Consider the following 20,034-nt stretch of genomic DNA (forward strand, 5'->3'; position numbering starts at 1 on the left):
TGCTGACCTGCTCACGGCCTGCTCACCGCCCGCTCGCCACCGCGGTCCAGCCGACCGATCCGCAGGCGCGTCCCCGCGGCTCACGAGCGCCGTGGACAGGGGAACACGGACGGCCGGGCTCCCCGCCTTCAGTCCCCCGAGGAACCGAAGAACCCGACATGGGTGGGCAGGTCGTCCGTGTAGAGCAGCACGTAGACGCCGGACCAGCGCATCCGGTCCTCACCGAGCAGACTCATGTCCTCGGCCCCCGGAAGCCCCGTACCCAGGGCCTCGTACGCCCGGGTCATCGCCTCCTCGTACTGCCGCACGGTCGGCCGTTCCGTGCCGAAATGGTGTACGAGCCGGGCGGTGGGGAGCGGGCGGAGCGTGAAGTAGTCCGCCTCCCGCTGCTGCGGCGGCTCGGCCGTCCCGACTATGCGACGCACGTCCAGGATGGAATGCGTGCCCTCCTCGCCCATGAACTCCTCGTCGGCGTAGAGCTCGTCGAGGCTTCCGTACTCCTCGTCGTCGCCGAACAACTCCTGGAAGACCTCGTCGTGCAGGGCCTTGAGCGTCGCCTCGACGCTTCCTCTGTAGGGAGTGACGTAGTCCCACCCGCTGGCACCCATGACCCGCCCCGTTTCCGTTGCCGTGCAGTGGGACGCCACCGTACTGCCCACGGCACCGCCCACTGCACGGCACCGTCCTGACCGTCGACCGGGTCCGCAGCTGCTCCAGCGGAGCGTCCAGTCCCAAGGGCGCGTCCCACGCCTGCCGCAGCGGTCGGGCCATGCGGAGCTTCCCCGCGCCGTCCGGCCAGACCAGAGCGTGCTCGGCCAGCACTTCCAGCACGCCGTCCAGTTCGCGGGTGGTTTCGTCGTCCACCACGCCCAGCAGCTTCGCCAGGGCTCCGCGCGAAGCGGGCGCCCCCAGCGCCGCCAGCGCCTCGGCCACCTGGAGATGCGGCAGCGCGAGCCGCGGCAGGGCGAGTGCCACCGATCCGGGGCGCTGGAGACGGTCGGCCAGTTCGCCCACCGAGCGCGGCTCGCACGCGTGCCAGACCAGAGCTGTCGAGGCTGCCCAGCCACGTCGCCAGCGTTGATCGGGACCTCATGGGCGCACCTCGTCAGGCTAGGGAACGTCGCAGGGCCGGAGCCCGGCACCGGGTCCAAGGATGGCGGATCTCCGACATACGCGGGCGCCGTATGAGTGAACCGCCGACTTGTATGGCTGTAGCGGGACGCGGTCGGGGTGGCCGCTCGTAGCGTGCCGTAGGGCGCCTGGCCGACCACGTGTGGCGCGTCATGATCGCCGACGAACGCAGAGCCAAGTCCCTTCTCATCCAAAAGGCTTGACAAGACACAGAGGCACCCCGGGTTCGGTAGAGATCTCAGTTACTGACCTTCAAAGCGTGGTGTCGGCGGGCTGACGGCTCATGATCCCTGCGGTATCCCGAGTAGATGAGGTATGCCCAGGGTGGTGGCCTGACCGACGAACGCCGGGTCTTCCGTGAGCAGTTGCGGTTGGAGGCGGCCGAGCGGTTCCGGTACGGCGACGAGAACACGGTCATCGCGCACGACCTGCGTGTCAGTGTCCGGTCAGTGCAGCGCTGGCGTAAAGCCTGGTCGCAGGGCGGGCCGAGGGCCTTGGCCTCGAAGGGGCCGGCGTCGCTGCCGCTGCTGAGCGACGACCTGTTCGCCGTGCTGGAGCGTGAGCTGCTCAAGGGTCCGGTGGCACACGGCTGGCCGGACCAGACCTGGACCCTGTCACGGATCAAGACGCTGATCGGGCGCCGGTTCCACAAGAGCTACACCGTGCAAGGCGTCGCCGCCCTGCTCAAGCGGCACGGCTGGAGCTGCCAGGTTCCCGCCCGCCGCGCGATCGAGCGGGACGAGGCCGTAGTGGCCGGCTGGGTGAAGGAGACCTGGCCCCAGGTGGAATGACCGTGGCGGCGCTCGACGCCTGGCTCGTCTTCGAGGACGAAGCCGGCTTCTCGATGACGCCGCCGACCACCCGCACCTGGTCCCGCCGCGGTCACACCCCCGTCATCCGCGTCCGAGGCCGCTCTCGCCGCCGCTTATCGGTCGCCGCCCTGGCCTGCTACAAGGCCGGCGAACCTTCCCGATTGATCTACCGGCCCTGTCCCGATGCCCGGCCCGACGGACGCAAAAGCTTCTCCTGGAAGGACTACCGCGACCTCATCCAGACCGCCCACCAGCAGCTCGGCGGACCGATCGTGCTCGTCTGGGACAATCTCAACACCCACCTCACCGCCGGCATGCGCCGCTACATCGCCGATCGTGACTGGCTCACCGTCTTCCAGCTGCCGCCCTACTCACCCGACCTCAATCCGGTCGAGGGCATCTGGTCCGTGCTGCGGCGAACCACCACGGCCAACCGGGCGTTCGCCAGCCCCGATGACCTGATCACCGCCGTCCGACGCGGCCTCCGCCAACTCCAGTACCGACACGACGTCCTCGACGGCTGTTTCGCTGGCACCGGCCTGCGCAAACCACCGTGACGACATCACGCATTCAAGGTCAGTAGTGAGCCTTTTGCGGCCGTCTCGTTCGGGTAGTCGTCGCGGACCTCGGCGACCATGCGCACCGCACGGCGGCGCAGCTCAAGCGGGTAACGGGAGGGTCGTGCCATGAAATCGAGTCTCCATCCGAGCCGGGGCGGTTCACGTGATCGCCCTGGACGCACGCGCCTTAACCGCTCGACATCCGCGTTTGTCGTACACGGCCCGGTCTGAGACATCACGATGTACGTACCATCGTGAGAGGCCACCCATGACTAACGCTCTTGCCAAAGGCGGCAATGCAGTTCTGTCCGCAGCGGTCTGCCACGCCACCCTCACCTCGCCCACTACAGGCATCGACGTCTCTGCCGTTCTGCTCGGGCAGGACGGCAAGGTCCGGGGCGATGACGATCTCGTCTTCTACAACCATCCGGCGCAGGACGGGGTCGGGCTGAAAGGGCAAACGATCGTCGCGGACCTGGCCGCGGTCCCTACCACGGTCGACCGCATTGCGGTTGTCGCCAGCATCGATCCCGAACTGCGGGTCACTCACTTCGATGCGAGTAACACGCCGCACGCGGTTGTCGACTGCGGGAGCGCACGGTTCGCCTTCTCACCGCCGCCGCTCACGCATCGGGAGACGGTGGTCATCCTGATTGAGCTCTACAGACGTGCAGGCGGGTGGAAGATCAGGGCAGTTGGCCAGGGGTGGGATACAGGGTTGGCAGGGCTGGCCTCGGAATTCGGCATCGTCGTGGATGACCCAGGGCCGTCCCCAGCTCAGGACTCACGTGCGGTGAGGGCTGCCCAGACCCGGCGCGCGCCCGCTGTACCGCCGCCGCCCACATACGCGCCGCACATTCCCGCAGTGGCCGCACCAGTTCGCCAGATGACGCCGTCTCGCCCACTCGTCCCACTGGGCAAAGTTTCTCTCACGAAGGCCGGCCAGGCGACCATTGACATGCGCAAGGACGACCCAAGCCTTGTCGTGACGGCCACACTGGAGTGGAACGGGGGAAGCGCGGCCAGGCGACGAGCTGGCGCTGACCTCGACCTGTACGCCCTTTACGTTCCCAGAAGTCTCGTTACCCCACACGGTAAGCGCCCGAACAAATCGGATCAGGTCGTCTACTACCGACAGCTCGGATCGCCCTTTGCCCCGCCCTACATCGCCCTCGACGGTGACTCCCGGGTGCCCGGCCGCGAGACCATCACCATTCGGCGTCCCGACCTCCAGGGCTACGTCCTCTTGTGTGCCTACAGCGCGGTAGAGAACGGCGCCGGTTCGTTCAAGTCGTATGGGGCTCGGGCAGTCGTCACCGACGGCCGTGGCTCCACGGTGACGGTGCCGCTGTTCAACAACCGAAACCTGTCCTACTGGGTCGCCATTGCCTTGATCGACTTCACAGTTCCCGGCGGTGCCCAGATCCGGCACGTGGAGAAGTACAGCGGCAACCACGTCGAGGCCCGCCCCACGCTGTACTCCAACGGGAACTTCCGCATGAGCACCGGAAAGATCGAATTCAAGACCAGGTAGTCGATCCCGAGGCAAGGAAAGGTCCCAAAGGGTCGACGGGACCCTGACTCCCGGGCCACGGAGGCCCTCAGCTTGGGAAGCTAGGGGCGTTTAGGAGAGGTTACCGGCCTGACCTGTGGCGATGCCGTCTCGGAGCTTGGATCTCCGCCGCCCTGTTCCCCGCTGTTCCCCGTGGTTCCCCACACGATCTGGCACGGGTCTGGCACGGCCGCGTCGTCGAGCAGCACGGCAAGCTCTCTGAGGTCGTTCGCGACCATGACTTGAGCGAGGCGGCCGGCGATGGCCACGACCTCTGGCCAGACAGATGCCCGGAGATGCTCCGCGTCGGTGTCGTTGGGTGCCTCGGCCGCCGCAGCGTTGAGTGCGACACCGAGCTCTCTCATCAGGCTGACCTCTCCGTCGGTTCGAAGGCTGACGCCGAGGTATCGCTCTGGCTCGGCGGCGTCGCAGAAGTCGTCGAAGAGTGTATGGAAGACATGGTCCAGGTTTTCGAACGCCGACGGGTCAAGCCACACGTTCCGCTGCCACGGTGGATTGGCAAGCGCCAATACAACGGGTACAACGTGGGCTCGGTGGTTCGCGATGAGTCGGGCGGATTCGCTCACGAGTCCGAGCGTAGCGACCGCAGCGGATGGAGGCGTTGGCGCTCCTGGAGCACCGTTCTAGGAGTTCGATCGCTCCTCGACACTGCCGGGGAGCCGCCTGACTCCGCCAGCCGTGCAGGACCGCCCAGGAGTGCCGGCGTCCGGGTTGTTGATGTCACCTATGGATGTCAGAACGGTGCAACCGCACGCGCTCGCTGGCACGATGCTCCTGTGGTTGACCTGGAGCGCATCAAAGCGGAGAGCGTGGCGTACTTCCGATCTCTTGACGAGGGGGCCGCCCTGCGGCGCCACTTCCGCCATGCCGACGAGGACGGCGGCTTGTGGTACTTCGAGGCCGTACCCGACCGCGGTGAGTTGATCGCCATCAAGCAGGCCGAGCTGACTCCGGCCGGCCGACTACACCGGTACAGCTGGGAGCACCTGGAGGACGAGCACGGCTTCCTGACAGACCAAGGGCTCGACCCTGAGGAGGACCCGCTGGAAGCCATCCCGGCCGAAGAGTTCCAGCGAGTATGGACTCAGTGACAGAGGTGGACAACCACTTTGGGAGCGAGGTTGGGCGACTCGACCGCTGACCTGCGGAAGGACCACTCCAGCGGACGTGGGCCCCGTGGCCCGTTGGCGTCCGCCGTTCCCCGCGAGCCCCCGCTCGTTCTGGCACGGATGTGGGACGGAGAGGCTCTGGCGCGAAGCGGGAGTGCGGCGCTGGCGGTTTCGCCTGCCGGCATGGTTACGGGGATTCGCGGGCTGGGCCAAGCCGATGAGGCGCCGTCCCTCGATGGAAGACGGCGCCGTGCGGAGAGGCCGGCTTTGCTGTGTGGCCTCATCTTCATCAGGTCGATCACCGGTGGCTGACGGCGTCTATGAACTCGCCTTCGCCCTCGAATGATCGTCAGTCTGGAGCCGGGCCCGACCGCTGCTGTTCGCGCGTGTTGGTGTCAGGCGTCAGGGCACCCTTTGACAGGTCGGTTCAAGTCAGCTTGCGTTGTGGCCAGGAGCTGTGAGATCTACCCATGTCCAAGGCTTGCGGTGCCACGTACGCACTTCGCTTATGACGAGATCAATGGTCATCCCCACAGGTGGCAGCTCCTGGGCGAGTCGCTTCACTCCAGGTTCGCTCTTGCGGCGAATCAGGTCCAGTGAGGCACCGACGGGTTCGTAGTCGTTGAGTTCCGCCATGAGGCCCCACGGCTGGTGACTGGTGATCGTTGCTCGGACGGTCTCGCCCTGACGAAGCTCGCTGAGGGAACGCCTCGACTCATCTGCCATGGCGGCATCATCTCTCCTCAGCCCACCACTCTCCCCAGCTCCCATCCCGTCCGCCGTCGACCCACACTCCGTGGAGCAGGCGTGGTCCAGGGCGTCCAGGTGGAGCGCGCCACTGTACGAACGACCTGGACGCCCTGGGCCGCGTCTGCTCGACTCTGCCTGGGTCGGCGGTGGACGGGATGGGAGCTCCCCGCGCACGCCCCTACGGACCCGCAGTCGGTAGCGGCGCCCCCTCCATCCCGGTGCCGGCCGATCCCCCGCCGGAGGCATTGCCTTGACCGTGGGCCGCGCTCTGCGGTGATCGACTCATGGCCACCGGCCTGTCCATCTGTGGGCGCGCGTCGGCGCAGCGCGGGCGGAGCCGAAAGCGCGCCCGGCGGAGCGGAGCGCAGCCGGGGCTTGAACCCGTGAAGAAGGTTGTTACTCAGTCGGACACCTGAGACCAGAACGTCAGCCATCAACTGGGACTAGACACGGATACCTGGGTCGCCTGGGGCTTGAAGTCGTATGCGCATGCGGGGAGTTGAGCGCTCTGGCGGTGTGTGAGCGGCAGGAAGATCACGGGGCGGATCGTCCAGGTGATGCGGGTGTCCTCGTGGGTGACTGACACCGTGCAGGGCTCGGAGCGCAGGAGGGCTCGTCTGGTCTCGATGCGGCCGTCGTAGAGCCACTCCCATGCCGCGTCCGACGCGTCCGGGTCGAGGGCCGGGGAGATCGTGCGGAGGGTGACTGCGACCCAGCGGTCCGCCTGGGGTGCCGTGTAGGCGTCGAGGGATGCCAGCAGTGCCGGTCGTCGTTGTTCGGTGAGGTCTTCTGTCCAGCACTCGCACCAGTAGCCGCGTCGGGGCTCCGTCATCGGCACGGGTGGCCTCCCGGGCAGTCGTCTGCGTGGAGCTCCGCGGTGATGGTGCGGCCGGAGTCGTCGCCCTGGACCGTGATGTTGTCGGCGAGGGCGGCGACCATGCCGAGTCCGCGGCCGTGGGTGGCGTTGACGGACAGGTGCTGGATCTCGGGGGCGGTCTTGCTGTGTCCGGCGTCGGTCACCGTGATGGTGGTGGTCAGTTCGGAGACGGTGAGCGTGACGTGGAAGGTGCCGGTGCCGTCGCCGCTGGCGGTGTGGGTGAGGGCGTTGGTGCCGAGTTCCGTGACGATCAGTGCGGCGTCGTCGGTGTGGGGGTGGCCGTTCAGCGTGGTGTGGATCCAGTGGCGGGCGGTGCGGAGGGCCCGGGGATCTCCCGGGAAGGTGCGTTGGTGCGTGGGCATGGCGTCCTCCATGACGGTGACCTGCTGTCTTGTGCGCCGACCGGCCGGACCGGCTGACACGGACCATGCAGAGCCGTACAATTAGTACTAGCACCGTACCGAATGTGCGCGTACTGGGAGTGCGGGATCGTACTTTTCGTGCGGGCAGTCGGCGCATAGCGTTCGCCGGGTGGTCCGGTGCTGGCCTGGATGTCGATGGAGAGAGGACCTCGCATGTTCGGACTGATGGTGCGTTTCACCTGCAAGGACGAGGCGTCGGCGGCTGCCTTCGATGCCCTGGTCGCGCGGACCGGGGAGCTGATCCGGGCGAACGAGCCCGGAACGGTGATCTACACGGTCCACCGTGTTGACGGGCGTCCGCTGGAGCGGATCTTCTACGAGCTGTACCGGGACAAGGACGCCTTCGAGGAGCACGAGTCGAAGGACTACGTGTGCGCCTTCCTCTCCGAGCGGGACCAGTACCTTGCGGCGAAAGAGGTCGACCGTCTGGACTTCATGTCCGGCAAGGGTGTGGACGTTGAGCACTGAGTATCAGAAGGCACTGGGCCGCAAGATCGCCTTCCATCGCAAGCGACGCGGACTCTCGCAGAAGGAGTTCGCCGGCCTGCTGGAGCGTTCCGAGGCGTGGGTGTCCCAGGTCGAGCGGGGCGTGCGGCGCATCGACCGGATGACCGTGCTGGAAAAGGTCGCCGAGGTGCTGGAAGTGCCGATCGCCGAGCTGGCGGCCGAGGCCCCCATCGTGGCGTCGGTGACCGAAGGGGAGTCTCCGGGGGCCAGCCGACTGCGGCTCGTGCTGAGTTCCGCGCACTCGCTCAAGGCCACCCTCGGCCGGCAGGACACGTCCCCTGATGTGCCGGCGCTTCGCGCCGAGGTCGACCATGCCTGGTCGCTGACGCACCAGGGCAACTACGCCGACCTGGCCGAGCTGCTCGAAGGGCTCGTTCCCCGGCTGGAGTCGGCCACCCGGTCGGTTCCCGAGGCGGACCGACCCGAGCTGTTCCGGCTCCTGGCGGTCATGTACCACACGTGCAGTGGCGCGCTCGCGAACATGGGCGAGCCCGAGGCGGCCTGGATCGCCGTGGACCGTGCCGTTGTCGCTGCGGAGCGGGCGAATGATCCGCTGCTCATGGCGGCCGGTGAGTTTCGGCTCTCGATCGTCTTCCTCGGCGCGCGGCACTTCGAGCAGGCGGCCCAGGCATCGGGCAGTGCGGCTGACGCACTGCGGCCTCTGGCTGACTCCGGTCAGGTTGAGGCCGTGGCGCTGCGTGGTGCACTGACCTTGCAACGGGCAGTCGCCGCCGCCCGGTTGAACCTGGCGGACGAGGCGTACGGCTACCTCCGCGACGCTCGCGCCATGGCCGCACAGGTCGGCGACGGGCGCAATGACTACAACACCGAATTCGGGCCCACCAACGTCGGCCTGCACGAGGTCGCTGTCGCAGTCGACCTCGGAGACGCCGGCGTTGCCCTTCGGGCCGCCCAGTCGGTCGACGCGTCCGGGCTGTCCTCGGAGCGTCAGACACGGTTCCAGATCGACGTGGCCAGGGCCTACGCCCAACGCCGTCAGGTTGCTGACGCCGTATCAGCGCTGGTGAAGGCGCGGGCACTGTCATCCGAGATGGTCCGCTCCCTGCCGATGGTCAAGCAACTCGTGGCGGACCTGCTGACCATGAGCCGGCCGCCCTCCGAGGACCTGCGAGCCCTCGCGGGCGAGTTGGGCGTACACGAAGTGCGGGCTAACATCTGAAGTACTAGTCCGTGCTGAGGGTATGGGTTGCTGTGGTTGGTGTCGGCACACTCCTTCGCCGGCGGAGTTGGCGTGCGGGCATGCGAGCGGACCGGAGCAGGAAGGTGGACCTGCGCCGGTACGTGAGCGGAAAGGGCCACAGAGGGCACATGCGGCCTGAGCGGGAGGCGGCCCGCTCAGGCCGTGCACGTCGCTGGAACGCTGCTGCGGAAAGTCGCCCAGCAGGTCGGCGACGCTCTCTGGGAGCCGCCGAAGACGAACTGAGACGGAAACCGAGACGGACAACGTCGAAGGGCCCCACCGCGAACGGTGGGGCCCTTCGACATCGTGCCCGGTGAGGCACTGGCGGAGGATACGAGATTCGAACTCGTGAGGGGTTGCCCCCAACACGCTTTCCAAGCGTGCGCCCTAGGCCTCTAGGCGAATCCTCCGCCGGAAACATTACATGACCGAGGGGAGTGCTCGCGAACTCGTTCCTCGGGGCTCGGATCAGGTAACCTGTGCGGAGCCCCTCACGCGGCGCTATCTGACTGAACTCCCCCAGGGCCGGAAGGCAGCAAGGGTAGGTCGGCTCTGGCGGGTGCGTGGGGGGCGTTCGCGTTCCCGGGTGCGGATCGGGAGTGGCTCGGGTAGTGGCCCGGGGAATGGCCCGGGAGTGGATCTTGGGGCGGCCCGGTTTGTCGGTGGGCGCCTATAACCTCGTAGGCGTGTCGTCTCTCGCGCTGTACCGCCGCTATCGCCCGGAGTCGTTCGCCGAGGTCATCGGGCAGGAGCATGTCACCGACCCGTTGCAGCAGGCGCTGCGGAACAACCGGGTCAATCACGCGTACCTGTTCAGCGGTCCGCGCGGCTGCGGCAAGACGACCAGCGCCCGCATCCTCGCCCGGTGCCTGAACTGCGAGCAGGGCCCCACGCCGACCCCGTGCGGCGAGTGCGAGTCCTGCCGTGACCTCGCCCGGAACGGGCCCGGCTCCATCGACGTCATCGAGATCGACGCCGCATCGCACGGTGGTGTGGACGACGCCCGTGACCTGCGCGAAAAGGCGTTCTTCGGGCCCGCCCGGTCCCGGTACAAGATCTACATCATCGACGAGGCCCACATGGTCACGTCGGCCGGTTTCAACGCGCTCCTGAAGGTCGTCGAGGAGCCGCCGGAGCACCTCAAGTTCATCTTCGCCACCACGGAGCCCGAGAAGGTCATCGGGACCATCCGGTCGCGGACCCACCACTACCCGTTCCGGCTGGTGCCGCCGGGCACGCTGCGCGACTACCTCGGCGAGGTGTGCGCCAAGGAGGACATCCCCGTCGAGGAGGGCGTGCTGCCGCTCGTCGTGCGGGCCGGTGCCGGATCCGTGCGTGACTCCATGTCCGTCATGGACCAGCTGCTCGCCGGCGCCGGGGCGGACGGTGTGACATACGCCATGGCCACCTCGCTCCTCGGGTACACCGACGGATCGCTCCTCGACTCCGTCGTCGAGGCCTTCGCCACCGGGGACGGTGCCGCCGCCTTCGAGGTCGTCGACCGCGTCATCGAGGGGGGCAACGACCCCCGCCGGTTCGTCGCCGACCTGCTGGAGCGGCTGCGCGACCTCGTGATCCTCGCCGCCGTGCCCGATGCCGCCGAGAAGGGACTCATCGACGCCCCGGCCGACGTCATCGAGCGGATGCAGGCCCAGGCCGGGGTCTTCGGCGCCGCCGAGCTCAGCCGCGCCGCCGACCTCGTCAACGAGGGCCTCACCGAGATGCGCGGCGCCAATTCGCCCCGCCTCCAGCTCGAACTCATCTGCGCGCGCGTGCTCCTCCCCGCCGCCTACGGCGACGAGCGTTCCGTCATGGCCCGCCTCGACCGCATCGAGCGTGGCGTGAACTTCTCGGCGGCCCCCGCCGGCCTGCCGTCCATGGGATACGCACCCGGGCCGGACGCCCACGCCGGTCGCCCGGACGTCCAAGGGGGCCCCGGCGCGGCTGCCGCCGCCATCCCCGCGGGCGGCGGCCCGGCGGCCGCCCGCGCGGCGGTCCGGGGCGCGGCGCCCAGTGGTCCGGCATCCGACGGCCCCGGACACCCCGGCCACGGCCCCGGTGGCGCTACGGCGTCCAGCCCGGCCGGGTCCGGTACGGTGCCCGCCGGCACCGGCGTACCCGGCCAGCCGCCCGCCCAGCCCGCTCAGCCCGCCGCCGGCACCGGCGTACCCACCCAGCCTCCCGCCGGACCGGCCACGCCCGCCGCCCCGGCCCCCGCTCCCGTGACGGCGCAGGCTCCCGCTTCCCCGCCCACCCAGGCCGGGACACCCGCGGCCTCCACCTCGTCCCCCGCCCCCGCCTCCGCCCCCGGCGCCTGGCCCACGGCCGCCCCCGCCGGCAGTGGGCGGCGGCCCGGCGGCTGGCCCACGGCCGCTCCGCCCGGCGGTGGGGCCCGGCCCGCGTCGCGTCCCGCAGCCCCGTCGCAGCCCGTGTCCGCCCCGGCCGCCCAGTCCCCGCAGAGCACACAGAACGCCCCCGCAGCGTCCCAAGCCGCTGCCGCCGCGCCCGGCGCCTACGCGCCCCCCGTCGGCGGGCTCGACCCCCGTTCCCTCTGGCCGAACATCCTGGAGGCCGTCAAGAACCGCCGCCGCTTCACCTGGATTCTGCTCAGCCAGAACGCCCAGGTCGTCGGCTTCGACGGCACCACCCTCCAGCTCGGCTTCGTCAATGCGGGCGCCCGCGACAACTTCGCCGGCAGCGGCAGCGAGGACGTCCTGCGGCAGGCGCTCGTCGAGCAGTTCAACGTGCACTGGAAGATCGACGCGATCGTCGACCCGTCCGGCAGCGGCGCCGGCGGTTCCGGCTTCTCCGGGGCCCCCGCCGCCTCCGGCCCCGGCGGCGCCCCGGGCGGCTACGGCAGCGGGAGCGGCGGCCCGGCGGGCCCGTCCGGTCACGGTGGCGTGCCCGGCTACGGCAGCCCGTCCGGTCACGGCGGCGCGTCCGCCCAGGCCGCACCTTCGCCCACCGGGTCCGGCGCCTCCCAGGCCGCCCCGGCCGGTGCCGCCCATCACGCGCCGGCTTCTCCCGCTCCACCGGGCCACTCCCGGAACCCGGCTCCGGCAGCCGCCGCCCCGTCGCGGCCGACCGCCCCGGAGCCCGTCGCCCTCGAGGACGACATCCCGGAGGACGACGATCCCGACCTCAACGAGTCGGCCCTCTCCGGTCACGACCTGATCGTGCGGGAGCTCGGCGCGACGGTGGTCGAGGAGTACACCAACGAATAGCCGCACCCGCGCCCGGCCCGTCCGGGGACCCGCTCGACCCCGGCCCGCCAACCGGGCTGCCGGTGCGGGGCCGGTTGTAGGAACACACAGTCCTGCGAGCCCCCTCCGCTCAGCGGTTACGCTGACTCCGTGAACGTCCTCGTCATCGGCAGCGGCGCCCGCGAACACGCCCTGTGCCGCTCCCTGTCCCTCGACCCCGCCGTCACCGCGCTGCACTGCGCGCCCGGCAACGCCGGCATCGCCGAGGTCGCCGAGCTGCACCGGGTGGACGCCCTCGACGGCTCCGCCGTTGCCGCGCTCGCCCAGGAGCTGGACGCCCAGCTGGTGGTCGTAGGCCCCGAGGCGCCGCTGGTCGCCGGGGTCGCCGACGCCGTGCGCGCGGCGGGCATCCCGGTCTTCGGCCCGTCCGGGCAGGCCGCGCAGCTGGAGGGCTCCAAGGCGTTCGCGAAGGACGTGATGGCCGGCGCCGGCGTGCCCACGGCACGTTCGTACGTCTGCACGACGACGGAGGAGGTCGCCGAGGCCCTGGACGCGTTCGGCGCGCCGTACGTCGTCAAGGACGACGGCCTGGCCGCCGGCAAGGGCGTCGTCGTCACCTCCGACCTGGACGTGGCCAAGGCCCACGCGGCGGCCTGCATCGGGACGCCTCCCGCGGCGTCTTCCGCGGCGTCATCCGGGTCGTCTTCTGCGGCGTCCGAGCAGCGGGGGAGGGTGGTCGTCGAGGAGTACCTGGACGGTCCGGAGGTCTCCCTCTTCGCGATCACCGACGGCGAGACCGTCGTCCCGCTGCAGCCCGCCCAGGACTTCAAGCGGGCGCTGGACGACGACGAGGGCCCGAACACCGGCGGCATGGGGGCGTACTCCCCGCTGCCGTGGGCCGATCCGAAGCTGGTGGACGAGGTCCTGCAGACGGTGCTGCAGCCGACCGTCGACGAGATGCGCCGCCGCGGCACCCCGTTCTCGGGCCTCCTCTACGCCGGTCTGGCGATCACCTCGCGCGGTGTCCGGGTCATCGAGTTCAACGCCCGCTTCGGCGACCCCGAGACGCAGGTGGTCCTGGCCCGCCTGAAGACCCCGCTGGCGGGTGTCCTGCTGGCCGCGGCCAACGGCACCCTCGCCGACCTGGAGCCCCTGCGCTGGAGCGACGACGCGGCCGTCACCGTCGTCGTCGCCTCGCACAACTACCCGGGGACCCCGCGCACCGGTGACCCGATCACCGGCCTCGACGAGGTCGCGGCCGAGGACGCCCCGCACGCGTACGTCCTGCACGCCGGCACCAAGCGCGCCGGTGACACGATCGTCAGCGCGGGCGGCCGCGTCCTGTCCGTGACGGCGACCGGCACGGACCTGACCCAGGCCCGCGAGCGGGCGTACGAGGCGGTGGGCCGCATCGGTCTGGACGGCTCCCAGCACCGTACGGACATCGCGGCGAAGGCCGCGGCGGGAGCGTAAAACACGCGACCGCCGCCGGCTGCCAGTCGGCTCGACCGCCGCCGGCCAGTCGGCTCGACCGGTCGTCGGTCCGGTGGGCTCGGTCGCCGTCGACTCGGCAGACCCGACCGCCGCCCGCCCGGTGGGGCCGGCGCCGGGCGCTCCCTGCGCCGGGCGCTCCCGATGAACCCCGCAGGCCCCGGACCCGTCCTAGGATCCGGGGCCTGATCCTTGCCTACTGTCACCCACCTCTGACCAAAGCCATTCCATCGAGTGAGCGCTCCCCCATCCGGCTGACGGGGACGAAGGTGCCAACTAGGGTGCCGCGCAAGCGTTCCGGCACTTGGCCCCATCGGCATTGCGATGTCAGAGGCGAGTGCCACAGTGGGGGAGTGAGCAAGACCAGGACAGGCGTCGGCACCGCGCGTGCCGCCAGGACCGCGGGGAGGGGGTGGGACAGACCATGACAGGTATGAGCAGCGAGGTGGGCGCGCAGGCCGCGCGCGCCCGTGCGCTCGCCGTGCTCCGCGTCCGCGGGCGCGCGCTGGGCGTCGCACTGCTGCCCGCCGCCGCGGCCGTGATCCTGTTCACCGGCGGCTCCACCCAGCACCTGGTGGGCCCCGCCTGGGACCGCGCCCGCTGGGCGGTCGGCGTCCTGGCGATCCTCGTCCTGCTCGCCGCGGCGGTCGTCGCCGTGGTCGTCGCCCGCGCCCGTCCGGCCGTCAGCCCGACCGTGCCGATCGCCGAGGACGCGGCGCCGGACCTGTACCGGATGGTGCGCGATCTCGCCGACCGCCTCGCCGTGCCCGCGCCGTCCGCCATAGCGCTCACCCCGGACTGCGACAGCTGGCTGGAGGACCGCACCCATCCGGCCCACGCTGCGCCGCCGCACGAGGCGCACGAGGCGAGCGAGGAGACGGCCGGTGCCGGCCGCGTGGGCCGTCACCTGCACCGTCGTACGCCGGCGGCGCCCGTCCTCGTCATCGGCTCCCCGTTCCTGTGGTGGATGCGGGTGGGCGAGCTGCGCGCCGTCCTCGCCCCGGTCGTCGCCGGTACGGGTCCCTCGGTGCACCCCGACATAGCGGCGGCCCGGCGCTTCGTGCGCGGTCTGGACGCCGCGGTGGCCGCCTCCGCCGACCGAGGCCGGTGTCCCGCCTTCCGGCTGGTCTGCGCGGGCGTCGGCTGGGTGGCCCGGCTGATGCTGCGGGCCTGCCGGGGGCACGCCGCCGAGATGGAGCGGGGCGTGGCCGCAGCGGCCGCCGAACGCGCCCAGACGGTGGACTACGGGCTGCGGATCGTCGCCCAGGAGCAGGTGGGCCTGGCGTACGCGGGCTGGGACCGGCTGCTGACCCGGGTCGCGCTGCCGGCCTGGCGGATGGGCCGCTGGCCCTCCCGGCTGGACGCGGGCGTCGTCGCGGCGCTCACCGAGCTGTCCCGGCGCGACCGGCTGGCCGAGGGCTTCGCCTCCCGGCTCGGCGAGCGGCCGGCCTGCGACCTCCTGGAGGAGCCGGGCGCGGTCGATGAGGCGACCTCCCTGCTCGCCGCCCGCCTCTTCCACGGCGGCCCCGCCGGGGCGGGTCCGGAATGGTCCCCGGTCGACTGGTCCGAATACCCGGAGGAGGTCGTGGACCGCAAGTGGCGTACGGACGCGGCTCGCCTCCACCGCGTCCTGGACACCCTGACCCCCGGCGAGCCGGCCCCGGCGCGTCCGCCGCACCGGGCGACCGAACGGTCACCTCGGTCCGCGGCACCGATTCCGGCGGCGCCCGCGGCCTCCACCTCGGAGCCTCCTGCCGCCGCCCCCACCCTGGCCCGAGTCCTGGACCACCTCACGGCCACGCACTCCTCGCAGGTCGAAGAGGCTTCCCCGGCTGACCGCCCCGGCACAGCGGAGAGCGCTGCCCACCCCTCCGCCCACCCCGCCCCCGTGCGCCCCGCCCCCACTCAGGACGGTCTCGTCACCGGCATCCCCACAGACCTCCCTGCCGCCGCCCGCCCCTCCGCAGCCCCGTCCACCGGCCCGACCGGCGCCCCGTCCACCGGCCCGACCGCCGCCCCGGCAGGCGATCCGACCACCGACCCCACCGGCGACCCGTCCACGGGCCCGTCCGACGGTCTGACCGCCGACGCACGGGGCGACCTGACCGCCGACGCGCCCACCGACGACCTGACCGACGACCTGACCGACGACCTGACCGACCCCCTCTCCGCCGCCGACCCGGACGGCCCCGACCTGCCTCCCGCCACCGCCGCCCTGGCCGCCCGCCTCGCCGCCGAGCTGGCCCGCGAGGAGGCGGCGGCTCCCGAAGCCGCAACGGGACCCGCCACCGCCGACGGCCCGGCCACCCCCGGACAGGAATCGGGACACGGAACCGGACCCGGCGCCGGGCAGGCAACCGAACACGGCGCCGGGCACCCACCCGGAAACGGCGCCGACCAGACACCCGGACGCGGAACCGGCCCCGCCACCCCCGCCCTCCCCGCCACTCCTGCTCTCCCCGCCGCCACCGCCACCCCCGGCCCCCCGGGACCTCCGCCCGCCCAGCCCGGCCCCGCCCCGGCCCTCTGGGACGACGCCGCGCTCCCCCTCTTCCCGCTCCTGCCCCCGCGCACCGACCGCGAGCTGCTCGCCGACCACGTCACCGCGATGGTCTGCTGCGCCGCGATGGACACCGCCGGGGCGGCCCCCGGACTGGACTGGCTCGACGGCCCGGCACTGCTCGTCAACGGCGAGCGGACCGGTGACCTCGCCCCGCGGGTGCTCAGCCTGATCGAGGACGGCGACCCGGGGCCCCTGCGCGGCTGGCTGGCCGAGCTGGGGATACGGCCGGACAAACCGGTGCGACTCGTCTGACCCGGCGCCCCACCGCCGGAATTCAGCACTCCACTTTTGGTCAATTCGCAACGAATAGTGACAGCACGCGTGCGTTATGTGATGTGCTGGGACCGGATCGCGCCCATGGCAAGCCCACCCGACATACGACAGGCACGAGCGACACCGGGACGCGCGCGATACCGAACGGGCCGAGAAGGACCAGAAGGAGGGGACCGCATGGAGTCGGAGCAGATCCGCCGCTGGGAGTCGGGAGCACTGGCGCACGCCGTGACGGACCCCTTCGGCCAGGGCCCCGTCCCGTGGCTGCGCGGCCAGGTGACGTACTTCGACGACACCGGACAGGTGGTCCCCTGGTACGTCGACGGGCATGCCCACCGGCCGGTGCCGGGGGTGCACCGGATCCCGGCGCCGCGCACCGCGGCCGCCGGCCCCCGCTCGGCGGACGACGTGCACCGCCAGATCAAGGGCTTCGCCTCCACCGGCGCGGTCGCCCCGGGCGAGGCCGTCGACTTCCACATCACCGTCGACCCGCCCCAGGAGTTCGGCGTCGACGTCTACCGCATCGGCCACTACAGCGGCGACGGCGCGGCGAAGATCGCCACCAGCCCGCGTCTGTCCGGCATCGTCCAGCCCCCGCCGCTGACCGCCGACCGCACGGTCTCCTGCCACCACTGGTGGCTGTCCTGGAGGCTGCAGATCCCCTCCTACTGGAGCGTCGGGGCGTACGTGGCCGTCCTGACCACCGCCGACGGCTACCGCTCCCACATCCCGTTCACCATCCGCGACAACCGGGCCGCCGACCTCCTGCTGGTCCTGCCCGACGTCACCTGGCAGGCGTACAACCTCTATCCGGAGGACGGGCGGACCGGAGCCAGCCTCTACCACGCCTGGGACGAGAGCGGCCGGCTCCTCGGCGAGGCCGACGCCGCCACCACGGTCTCCTTCGACCGCCCGTACGCGGGCGCGGGCTTACCCCTGCACGTCGGGCACGCCTACGACGTCATCCGCTGGGCCGAGCGCTACGGCTACGACCTCTCCTACGCCGACGCCCGCGATCTGCACGACGGCCGGATCGACCCCACCCGCTACCGGGGGCTGGTCTTCCCCGGCCACGACGAGTACTGGTCGGTCCCCATGCGCCGCACGGCCGAGCTGGCCCGCGACAGCGGCACCTCGCTGGTCTTCCTCGCCGCCAACACCATGTACTGGCAGGTCGAGTTGAGTCCGTCGCCGTCCGGTGCCCCGAGCCGGCTGCTGACCTGCCGCAAGCGCCAGGGCCCCGGCCGGTCGGTGCTGTGGCGGGAGATCGACCGCGCCGAGCAGCAGGTGCTGGGCATCCAGTACACGGGGCACGTGCCCGAGCCGCACCCACTGATCGTCCGCAACGCCGGCCACTGGCTGTGGGAGGCGACCGGCACCCAGGAGGGCGAGGAGATCGAGGGCCTGGTCGCCGGGGAGGCCGACCGCTACTACCCGCGCACCCCGCTGCCGCCGCACGAGGAGCGCGTCCTGCTCGCCCACTCCCCGTACACCGACGCCCACGGTGTGGCCCGCCACCAGGAGACCTCCCTGTACCGGGACCCGTCCGGCGCCCTGGTCTTCGCGTCCGGGACTTTCGCGTGGTCACCCGCCCTCGACCGCCCCGGCCACGTGGACCCCCGTATCCAGCGGGCCACCGCCAATCTCCTGGACCGCATCTGCAAACGCGACTGACCCGCTGGCCGGGGGGCACCTCCGCATACGCGAGAATTGAGCCCATTGGACAGACTCACGGGGAGGAACCGTGTCCGGATTCGTAGAAAAGCCCGAACCGATCGAGGTCCCGGGCCTGGTGCATCTGCACACCGGCAAGGTGCGCGAGCTGTACCAGAACGAGGCGGGCGACCTCGTGATGGTCGCCAGCGACCGTACGTCCGCGTACGACTGGGTGCTGCCGACCGAGATCCCCGACAAGGGACGCATCCTCACGCAGCTGTCCTTGTGGTGGTTCGACCAGCTCGCCGATCTGATCCCCAACCACGTGCTGAGCACCGAGCTGCCACCCGGCGCCCCCGCCGACTGGGCCGGCCGCACCCTGGTCTGCAAGTCGCTGAGAATGCTCCCGGTGGAGTGCGTGGCCCGCGGCTACCTCACCGGCTCGGGCCTGCTGGAGTACCGGCAGACCCGCACGGTCTGCGGACTCGCCCTGCCCGAGGGGCTGGTCGACGGCAGCGAACTGCCCGCCCCGATCTTCACCCCGGCCACCAAGGCCGCCGTCGGCGACCACGACGAGAACGTCTCCTACGAGGAGGTCGCCCGCCAGGTCGGCGCCGACACCGCCGCGCAGCTGCGGCAGGCGACGCTCGCCGTCTACTCGCGCGCCCGGGACATCGCCCGGGACCGGGGGATCATCCTGGCCGACACCAAGTTCGAGTTCGGACTGGAGGGCGAGACCCTCGTCATCGCCGACGAGGTCCTCACCCCCGACTCCTCCCGCTTCTGGCCGGCCGACCGGTGGCAGCCGGGCCGCGCACAGCCGTCGTACGACAAGCAGTTCGTGCGCGACTGGCTGACGTCGGCGGAGTCCGGCTGGGACCGCGAGAGCGAGCAGCCGCCGCCCTCGCTGCCGCCCCACATCGTCGACGCGACCCGCGCCAAGTACGTCGAGGCGTACGAGCGTCTGACGGGCACCACCTGGTCGTAGGGCACGAAAAAGCCCCCCGGTGAGAACCGGGGGGCTCGATCAGAGCGGACGACGAGGCTCGAACTCGCGACCTCAACCTTGGCAAGGTTGCGCTCTACCAACTGAGCTACGTCCGCGTTGCGCCGTGGCGCGAGAGCAACTATACCCAACCTCGCTCGCGGGCGAGCCGCACCGCCGCATGACGGTTCTCGGCGCCGAGTTTCGAGACGGCCGAGGACAGGTAGTTGCGCACGGTGCCCGGCGACAGCGCGGCCCGTTCGGCGATCTCCGCGACGGGCGCCCCGTCGGCGGCGAGTTCGAGCACCTCGGCCTCCCGCGTGGTCAGCGGGGAGTCGCCGGCGGCGATGGCGTCGGCGGCCAACTCGGGGTCGACGTAGCGGTTTCCGGCGTGCACGGTCCGGATGATCTCGGCGAGCCGTTCGGCGCTCACCGTCTTCGGGACGAATCCCCGCACACCCGCCCCGAGTGCCCGCTTCAGATGCCCGGGACGGCCGTGGCTGGTCACGATCAGCACCCGGCAACCGGGCAGTTCGGCCCGCAGCGATGTGGCGACCTTCACACCGTCGGCGCCGGGCATGCGCAGATCGAGCACGGCCACGTCCGGTTCGTGGGCCCGCGCCATGGCCAGCGCCTCCGGTCCCGTCGCCGCCTCGGCGACGATCAGAAGGTCGTCCTCCAGCGACAGCAGCGCGGCGAGGGCCCCCCGGATCAGGTGCTCGTCGTCGGCCAGCAGCACCCGTACGGTCACGCCACCACCTCCCGGTCCGCCCCTGCGGCCTCGTGAGCTTGTCCGGTCCCGGCGGCCTCAAGAGTCTGTCCGGTCCCCGAGGCCTCGTGAGCTTGTCCGGTCCCGGCGGCCTCGTGAGCCTGGCCTGTCCCCGCGGCCTCGTGAGCCTGGCCCGTGCCGGCGGCCTCGTG

17 protein-coding genes, 2 tRNA genes and 1 other RNA gene are annotated in these 20,034 nt (G+C 71.2%); 11 read left to right on the forward strand and 9 right to left on the reverse strand.

Features of this window, described 5'->3' with window-relative positions; all coding sequences use genetic code 11:
* Positions 1 to 128 precede the first annotated feature (128 nt).
* A complete protein-coding gene (locus AC3ET3_RS01650) occupies positions 129 to 608 on the reverse strand; it encodes a hypothetical protein (RefSeq protein ID WP_432156477.1) in 480 nt (159 codons plus the stop codon).
* An 831-nt stretch (positions 609 to 1,439) separates the two neighbouring features.
* On the opposite strand from AC3ET3_RS01650, the gene AC3ET3_RS01655 reads away from it, so the two are divergent.
* Positions 1,440 to 2,500, forward strand: a protein-coding gene (locus AC3ET3_RS01655) for an IS630 family transposase (protein ID WP_435611492.1) whose coding sequence is annotated in 2 segments (ribosomal slippage) — positions 1,440 to 1,883 and positions 1,886 to 2,500 — 1,059 coding nt in all. Because the reading frame shifts where the segments join, the coding sequence is not laid out codon by codon here.
* 5 nt (positions 2,501 to 2,505) lie between these two features.
* Here the strand turns inward: AC3ET3_RS01655 and AC3ET3_RS01660 are convergent.
* Complete coding sequence (locus AC3ET3_RS01660; RefSeq protein WP_435611493.1) at positions 2,506 to 2,631, reverse strand: hypothetical protein; 126 nt, start codon at positions 2,629 to 2,631, stop codon at positions 2,506 to 2,508.
* A gap of 140 nt (positions 2,632 to 2,771) precedes the next feature.
* Here AC3ET3_RS01660 and AC3ET3_RS01665 point away from each other — a divergent pair, with 140 nt between their 5' ends.
* The gene (locus AC3ET3_RS01665; RefSeq protein ID WP_432158371.1) at positions 2,772 to 4,037 is read left to right on the forward strand and encodes a TerD family protein; all 1,266 of its coding nucleotides are present in this window, start codon (positions 2,772 to 2,774) and stop codon (positions 4,035 to 4,037) included.
* Between the two features lie 80 nt (positions 4,038 to 4,117).
* On the opposite strand, the gene AC3ET3_RS01670 is transcribed toward AC3ET3_RS01665, so the two are convergent.
* Positions 4,118 to 4,642 carry an SCO4402 family protein gene (locus AC3ET3_RS01670; RefSeq protein ID WP_432158372.1) on the reverse strand — a complete coding sequence of 175 codons (525 nt, stop codon included), beginning with the start codon at positions 4,640 to 4,642 and terminating at the stop codon, positions 4,118 to 4,120.
* Positions 4,643 to 4,852: 210 nt separating this feature from the next.
* Between AC3ET3_RS01670 and AC3ET3_RS01675 the strand changes: the two genes are divergently transcribed.
* Positions 4,853 to 5,167 carry a hypothetical protein gene (locus AC3ET3_RS01675; RefSeq protein WP_432139030.1) on the forward strand — a complete coding sequence of 105 codons (315 nt, stop codon included), beginning with the start codon at positions 4,853 to 4,855 and terminating at the stop codon, positions 5,165 to 5,167.
* 450 nt (positions 5,168 to 5,617) lie between these two features.
* Here the strand turns inward: AC3ET3_RS01675 and AC3ET3_RS01680 are convergent, their stop codons facing one another.
* The 3 genes from AC3ET3_RS01680 to AC3ET3_RS01690 all read right to left on the reverse strand — a co-directional run bounded on the left by AC3ET3_RS01680 (position 5,618) and on the right by AC3ET3_RS01690 (position 7,174).
* Entirely contained in the window at positions 5,618 to 5,911 is a 294-nt protein-coding gene (locus AC3ET3_RS01680) for a hypothetical protein (RefSeq protein WP_432139031.1), read from the reverse strand.
* A 457-nt stretch (positions 5,912 to 6,368) separates the two neighbouring features.
* Positions 6,369 to 6,767, reverse strand: coding sequence for a hypothetical protein (locus AC3ET3_RS01685; RefSeq protein WP_432158373.1), 399 nt, complete (start codon positions 6,765 to 6,767; stop codon positions 6,369 to 6,371).
* Positions 6,764 to 7,174, reverse strand: a complete 411-nt coding sequence (locus AC3ET3_RS01690) for an ATP-binding protein (protein ID WP_432158374.1) — start codon at positions 7,172 to 7,174, stop codon at positions 6,764 to 6,766. The genes AC3ET3_RS01685 and AC3ET3_RS01690 overlap by 4 nt, the downstream gene beginning before the upstream one ends.
* Positions 7,175 to 7,387: 213 nt before the next feature.
* On the opposite strand from AC3ET3_RS01690, the gene AC3ET3_RS01695 reads away from it, so the two are divergent.
* The gene (locus AC3ET3_RS01695; protein ID WP_432158375.1) at positions 7,388 to 7,702 is read left to right on the forward strand and encodes a putative quinol monooxygenase; all 315 of its coding nucleotides are present in this window, start codon (positions 7,388 to 7,390) and stop codon (positions 7,700 to 7,702) included.
* Positions 7,683 to 8,921 (forward strand): helix-turn-helix domain-containing protein, encoded by a 1,239-nt coding sequence (locus tag AC3ET3_RS01700; protein ID WP_432158376.1) that lies wholly within the window; start codon positions 7,683 to 7,685, stop codon positions 8,919 to 8,921. Before AC3ET3_RS01695 ends, AC3ET3_RS01700 begins: the two co-directional genes overlap by 20 nt.
* Positions 8,922 to 9,264: 343 nt before the next feature.
* Here AC3ET3_RS01700 and AC3ET3_RS01705 read toward each other — a convergent pair.
* Positions 9,265 to 9,352 (reverse strand) — tRNA-Ser (locus AC3ET3_RS01705).
* Between the two features lie 73 nt (positions 9,353 to 9,425).
* Between AC3ET3_RS01705 and ffs the strand changes: the two genes are divergently transcribed.
* The 6 genes from ffs (at position 9,426) to AC3ET3_RS01735 (ending at position 19,116) form a co-directional block, all read left to right on the forward strand.
* An RNA gene (gene ffs, locus AC3ET3_RS01710) (signal recognition particle sRNA small type) lies at positions 9,426 to 9,520 on the forward strand.
* A gap of 108 nt (positions 9,521 to 9,628) precedes the next feature.
* Entirely contained in the window at positions 9,629 to 12,166 is a 2,538-nt protein-coding gene (locus AC3ET3_RS01715) for a DNA polymerase III subunit gamma and tau (RefSeq protein WP_435611494.1), read from the forward strand.
* Between the two features lie 129 nt (positions 12,167 to 12,295).
* Positions 12,296 to 13,618, forward strand: coding sequence for a phosphoribosylamine--glycine ligase (purD, locus tag AC3ET3_RS01720; protein WP_432158386.1), 1,323 nt, complete (start codon positions 12,296 to 12,298; stop codon positions 13,616 to 13,618).
* Between the two features lie 442 nt (positions 13,619 to 14,060).
* Positions 14,061 to 16,451, forward strand: coding sequence for a M48 family metalloprotease (locus AC3ET3_RS01725; RefSeq protein WP_435611495.1), 2,391 nt, complete (start codon positions 14,061 to 14,063; stop codon positions 16,449 to 16,451).
* A gap of 198 nt (positions 16,452 to 16,649) precedes the next feature.
* The gene (locus tag AC3ET3_RS01730; RefSeq protein WP_432139039.1) at positions 16,650 to 18,146 is read left to right on the forward strand and encodes a N,N-dimethylformamidase beta subunit family domain-containing protein; all 1,497 of its coding nucleotides are present in this window, start codon (positions 16,650 to 16,652) and stop codon (positions 18,144 to 18,146) included.
* 70 nt (positions 18,147 to 18,216) lie between these two features.
* The gene (locus AC3ET3_RS01735) at positions 18,217 to 19,116 is read left to right on the forward strand and encodes a phosphoribosylaminoimidazolesuccinocarboxamide synthase (RefSeq protein WP_432139040.1); all 900 of its coding nucleotides are present in this window, start codon (positions 18,217 to 18,219) and stop codon (positions 19,114 to 19,116) included.
* Positions 19,117 to 19,159: 43 nt separating this feature from the next.
* Here AC3ET3_RS01735 and AC3ET3_RS01740 read toward each other — a convergent pair.
* Both AC3ET3_RS01740 and AC3ET3_RS01745 read right to left on the reverse strand, forming a co-directional pair.
* A tRNA-Gly gene (locus tag AC3ET3_RS01740) sits at positions 19,160 to 19,232 on the reverse strand.
* Positions 19,233 to 19,255: 23 nt separating this feature from the next.
* Entirely contained in the window at positions 19,256 to 19,864 is a 609-nt protein-coding gene (locus AC3ET3_RS01745) for a response regulator (RefSeq protein ID WP_432139041.1), read from the reverse strand.
* Between the last annotated feature and the right edge of the window lie 170 nt (positions 19,865 to 20,034).

Source organism: Streptomyces sp. bgisy159, from assembly GCF_057707805.1.

Coding starts and splice junctions, on each gene's coding strand:
- AC3ET3_RS01665 (WP_432158371.1), top strand. CDS start 2,772: ATGACTAACGCTCTTGCCAAAGGCGGCAATGCAGTTCTGTCCGCAGCG.
- AC3ET3_RS01730 (WP_432139039.1), top strand. CDS start 16,650: ATGGAGTCGGAGCAGATCCGCCGCTGGGAGTCGGGAGCACTGGCGCAC.
- AC3ET3_RS01725 (WP_435611495.1), top strand. CDS start 14,061: ATGACAGGTATGAGCAGCGAGGTGGGCGCGCAGGCCGCGCGCGCCCGT.
- AC3ET3_RS01690 (WP_432158374.1), bottom strand. CDS start 7,174: ATGCCCACGCACCAACGCACCTTCCCGGGAGATCCCCGGGCCCTCCGC.
- AC3ET3_RS01685 (WP_432158373.1), bottom strand. CDS start 6,767: ATGACGGAGCCCCGACGCGGCTACTGGTGCGAGTGCTGGACAGAAGAC.
- AC3ET3_RS01660 (WP_435611493.1), bottom strand. CDS start 2,631: ATGGCACGACCCTCCCGTTACCCGCTTGAGCTGCGCCGCCGTGCGGTG.
- AC3ET3_RS01695 (WP_432158375.1), top strand. CDS start 7,388: ATGTTCGGACTGATGGTGCGTTTCACCTGCAAGGACGAGGCGTCGGCG.
- AC3ET3_RS01680 (WP_432139031.1), bottom strand. CDS start 5,911: ATGGCAGATGAGTCGAGGCGTTCCCTCAGCGAGCTTCGTCAGGGCGAG.
- AC3ET3_RS01650 (WP_432156477.1), bottom strand. CDS start 608: ATGGGTGCCAGCGGGTGGGACTACGTCACTCCCTACAGAGGAAGCGTC.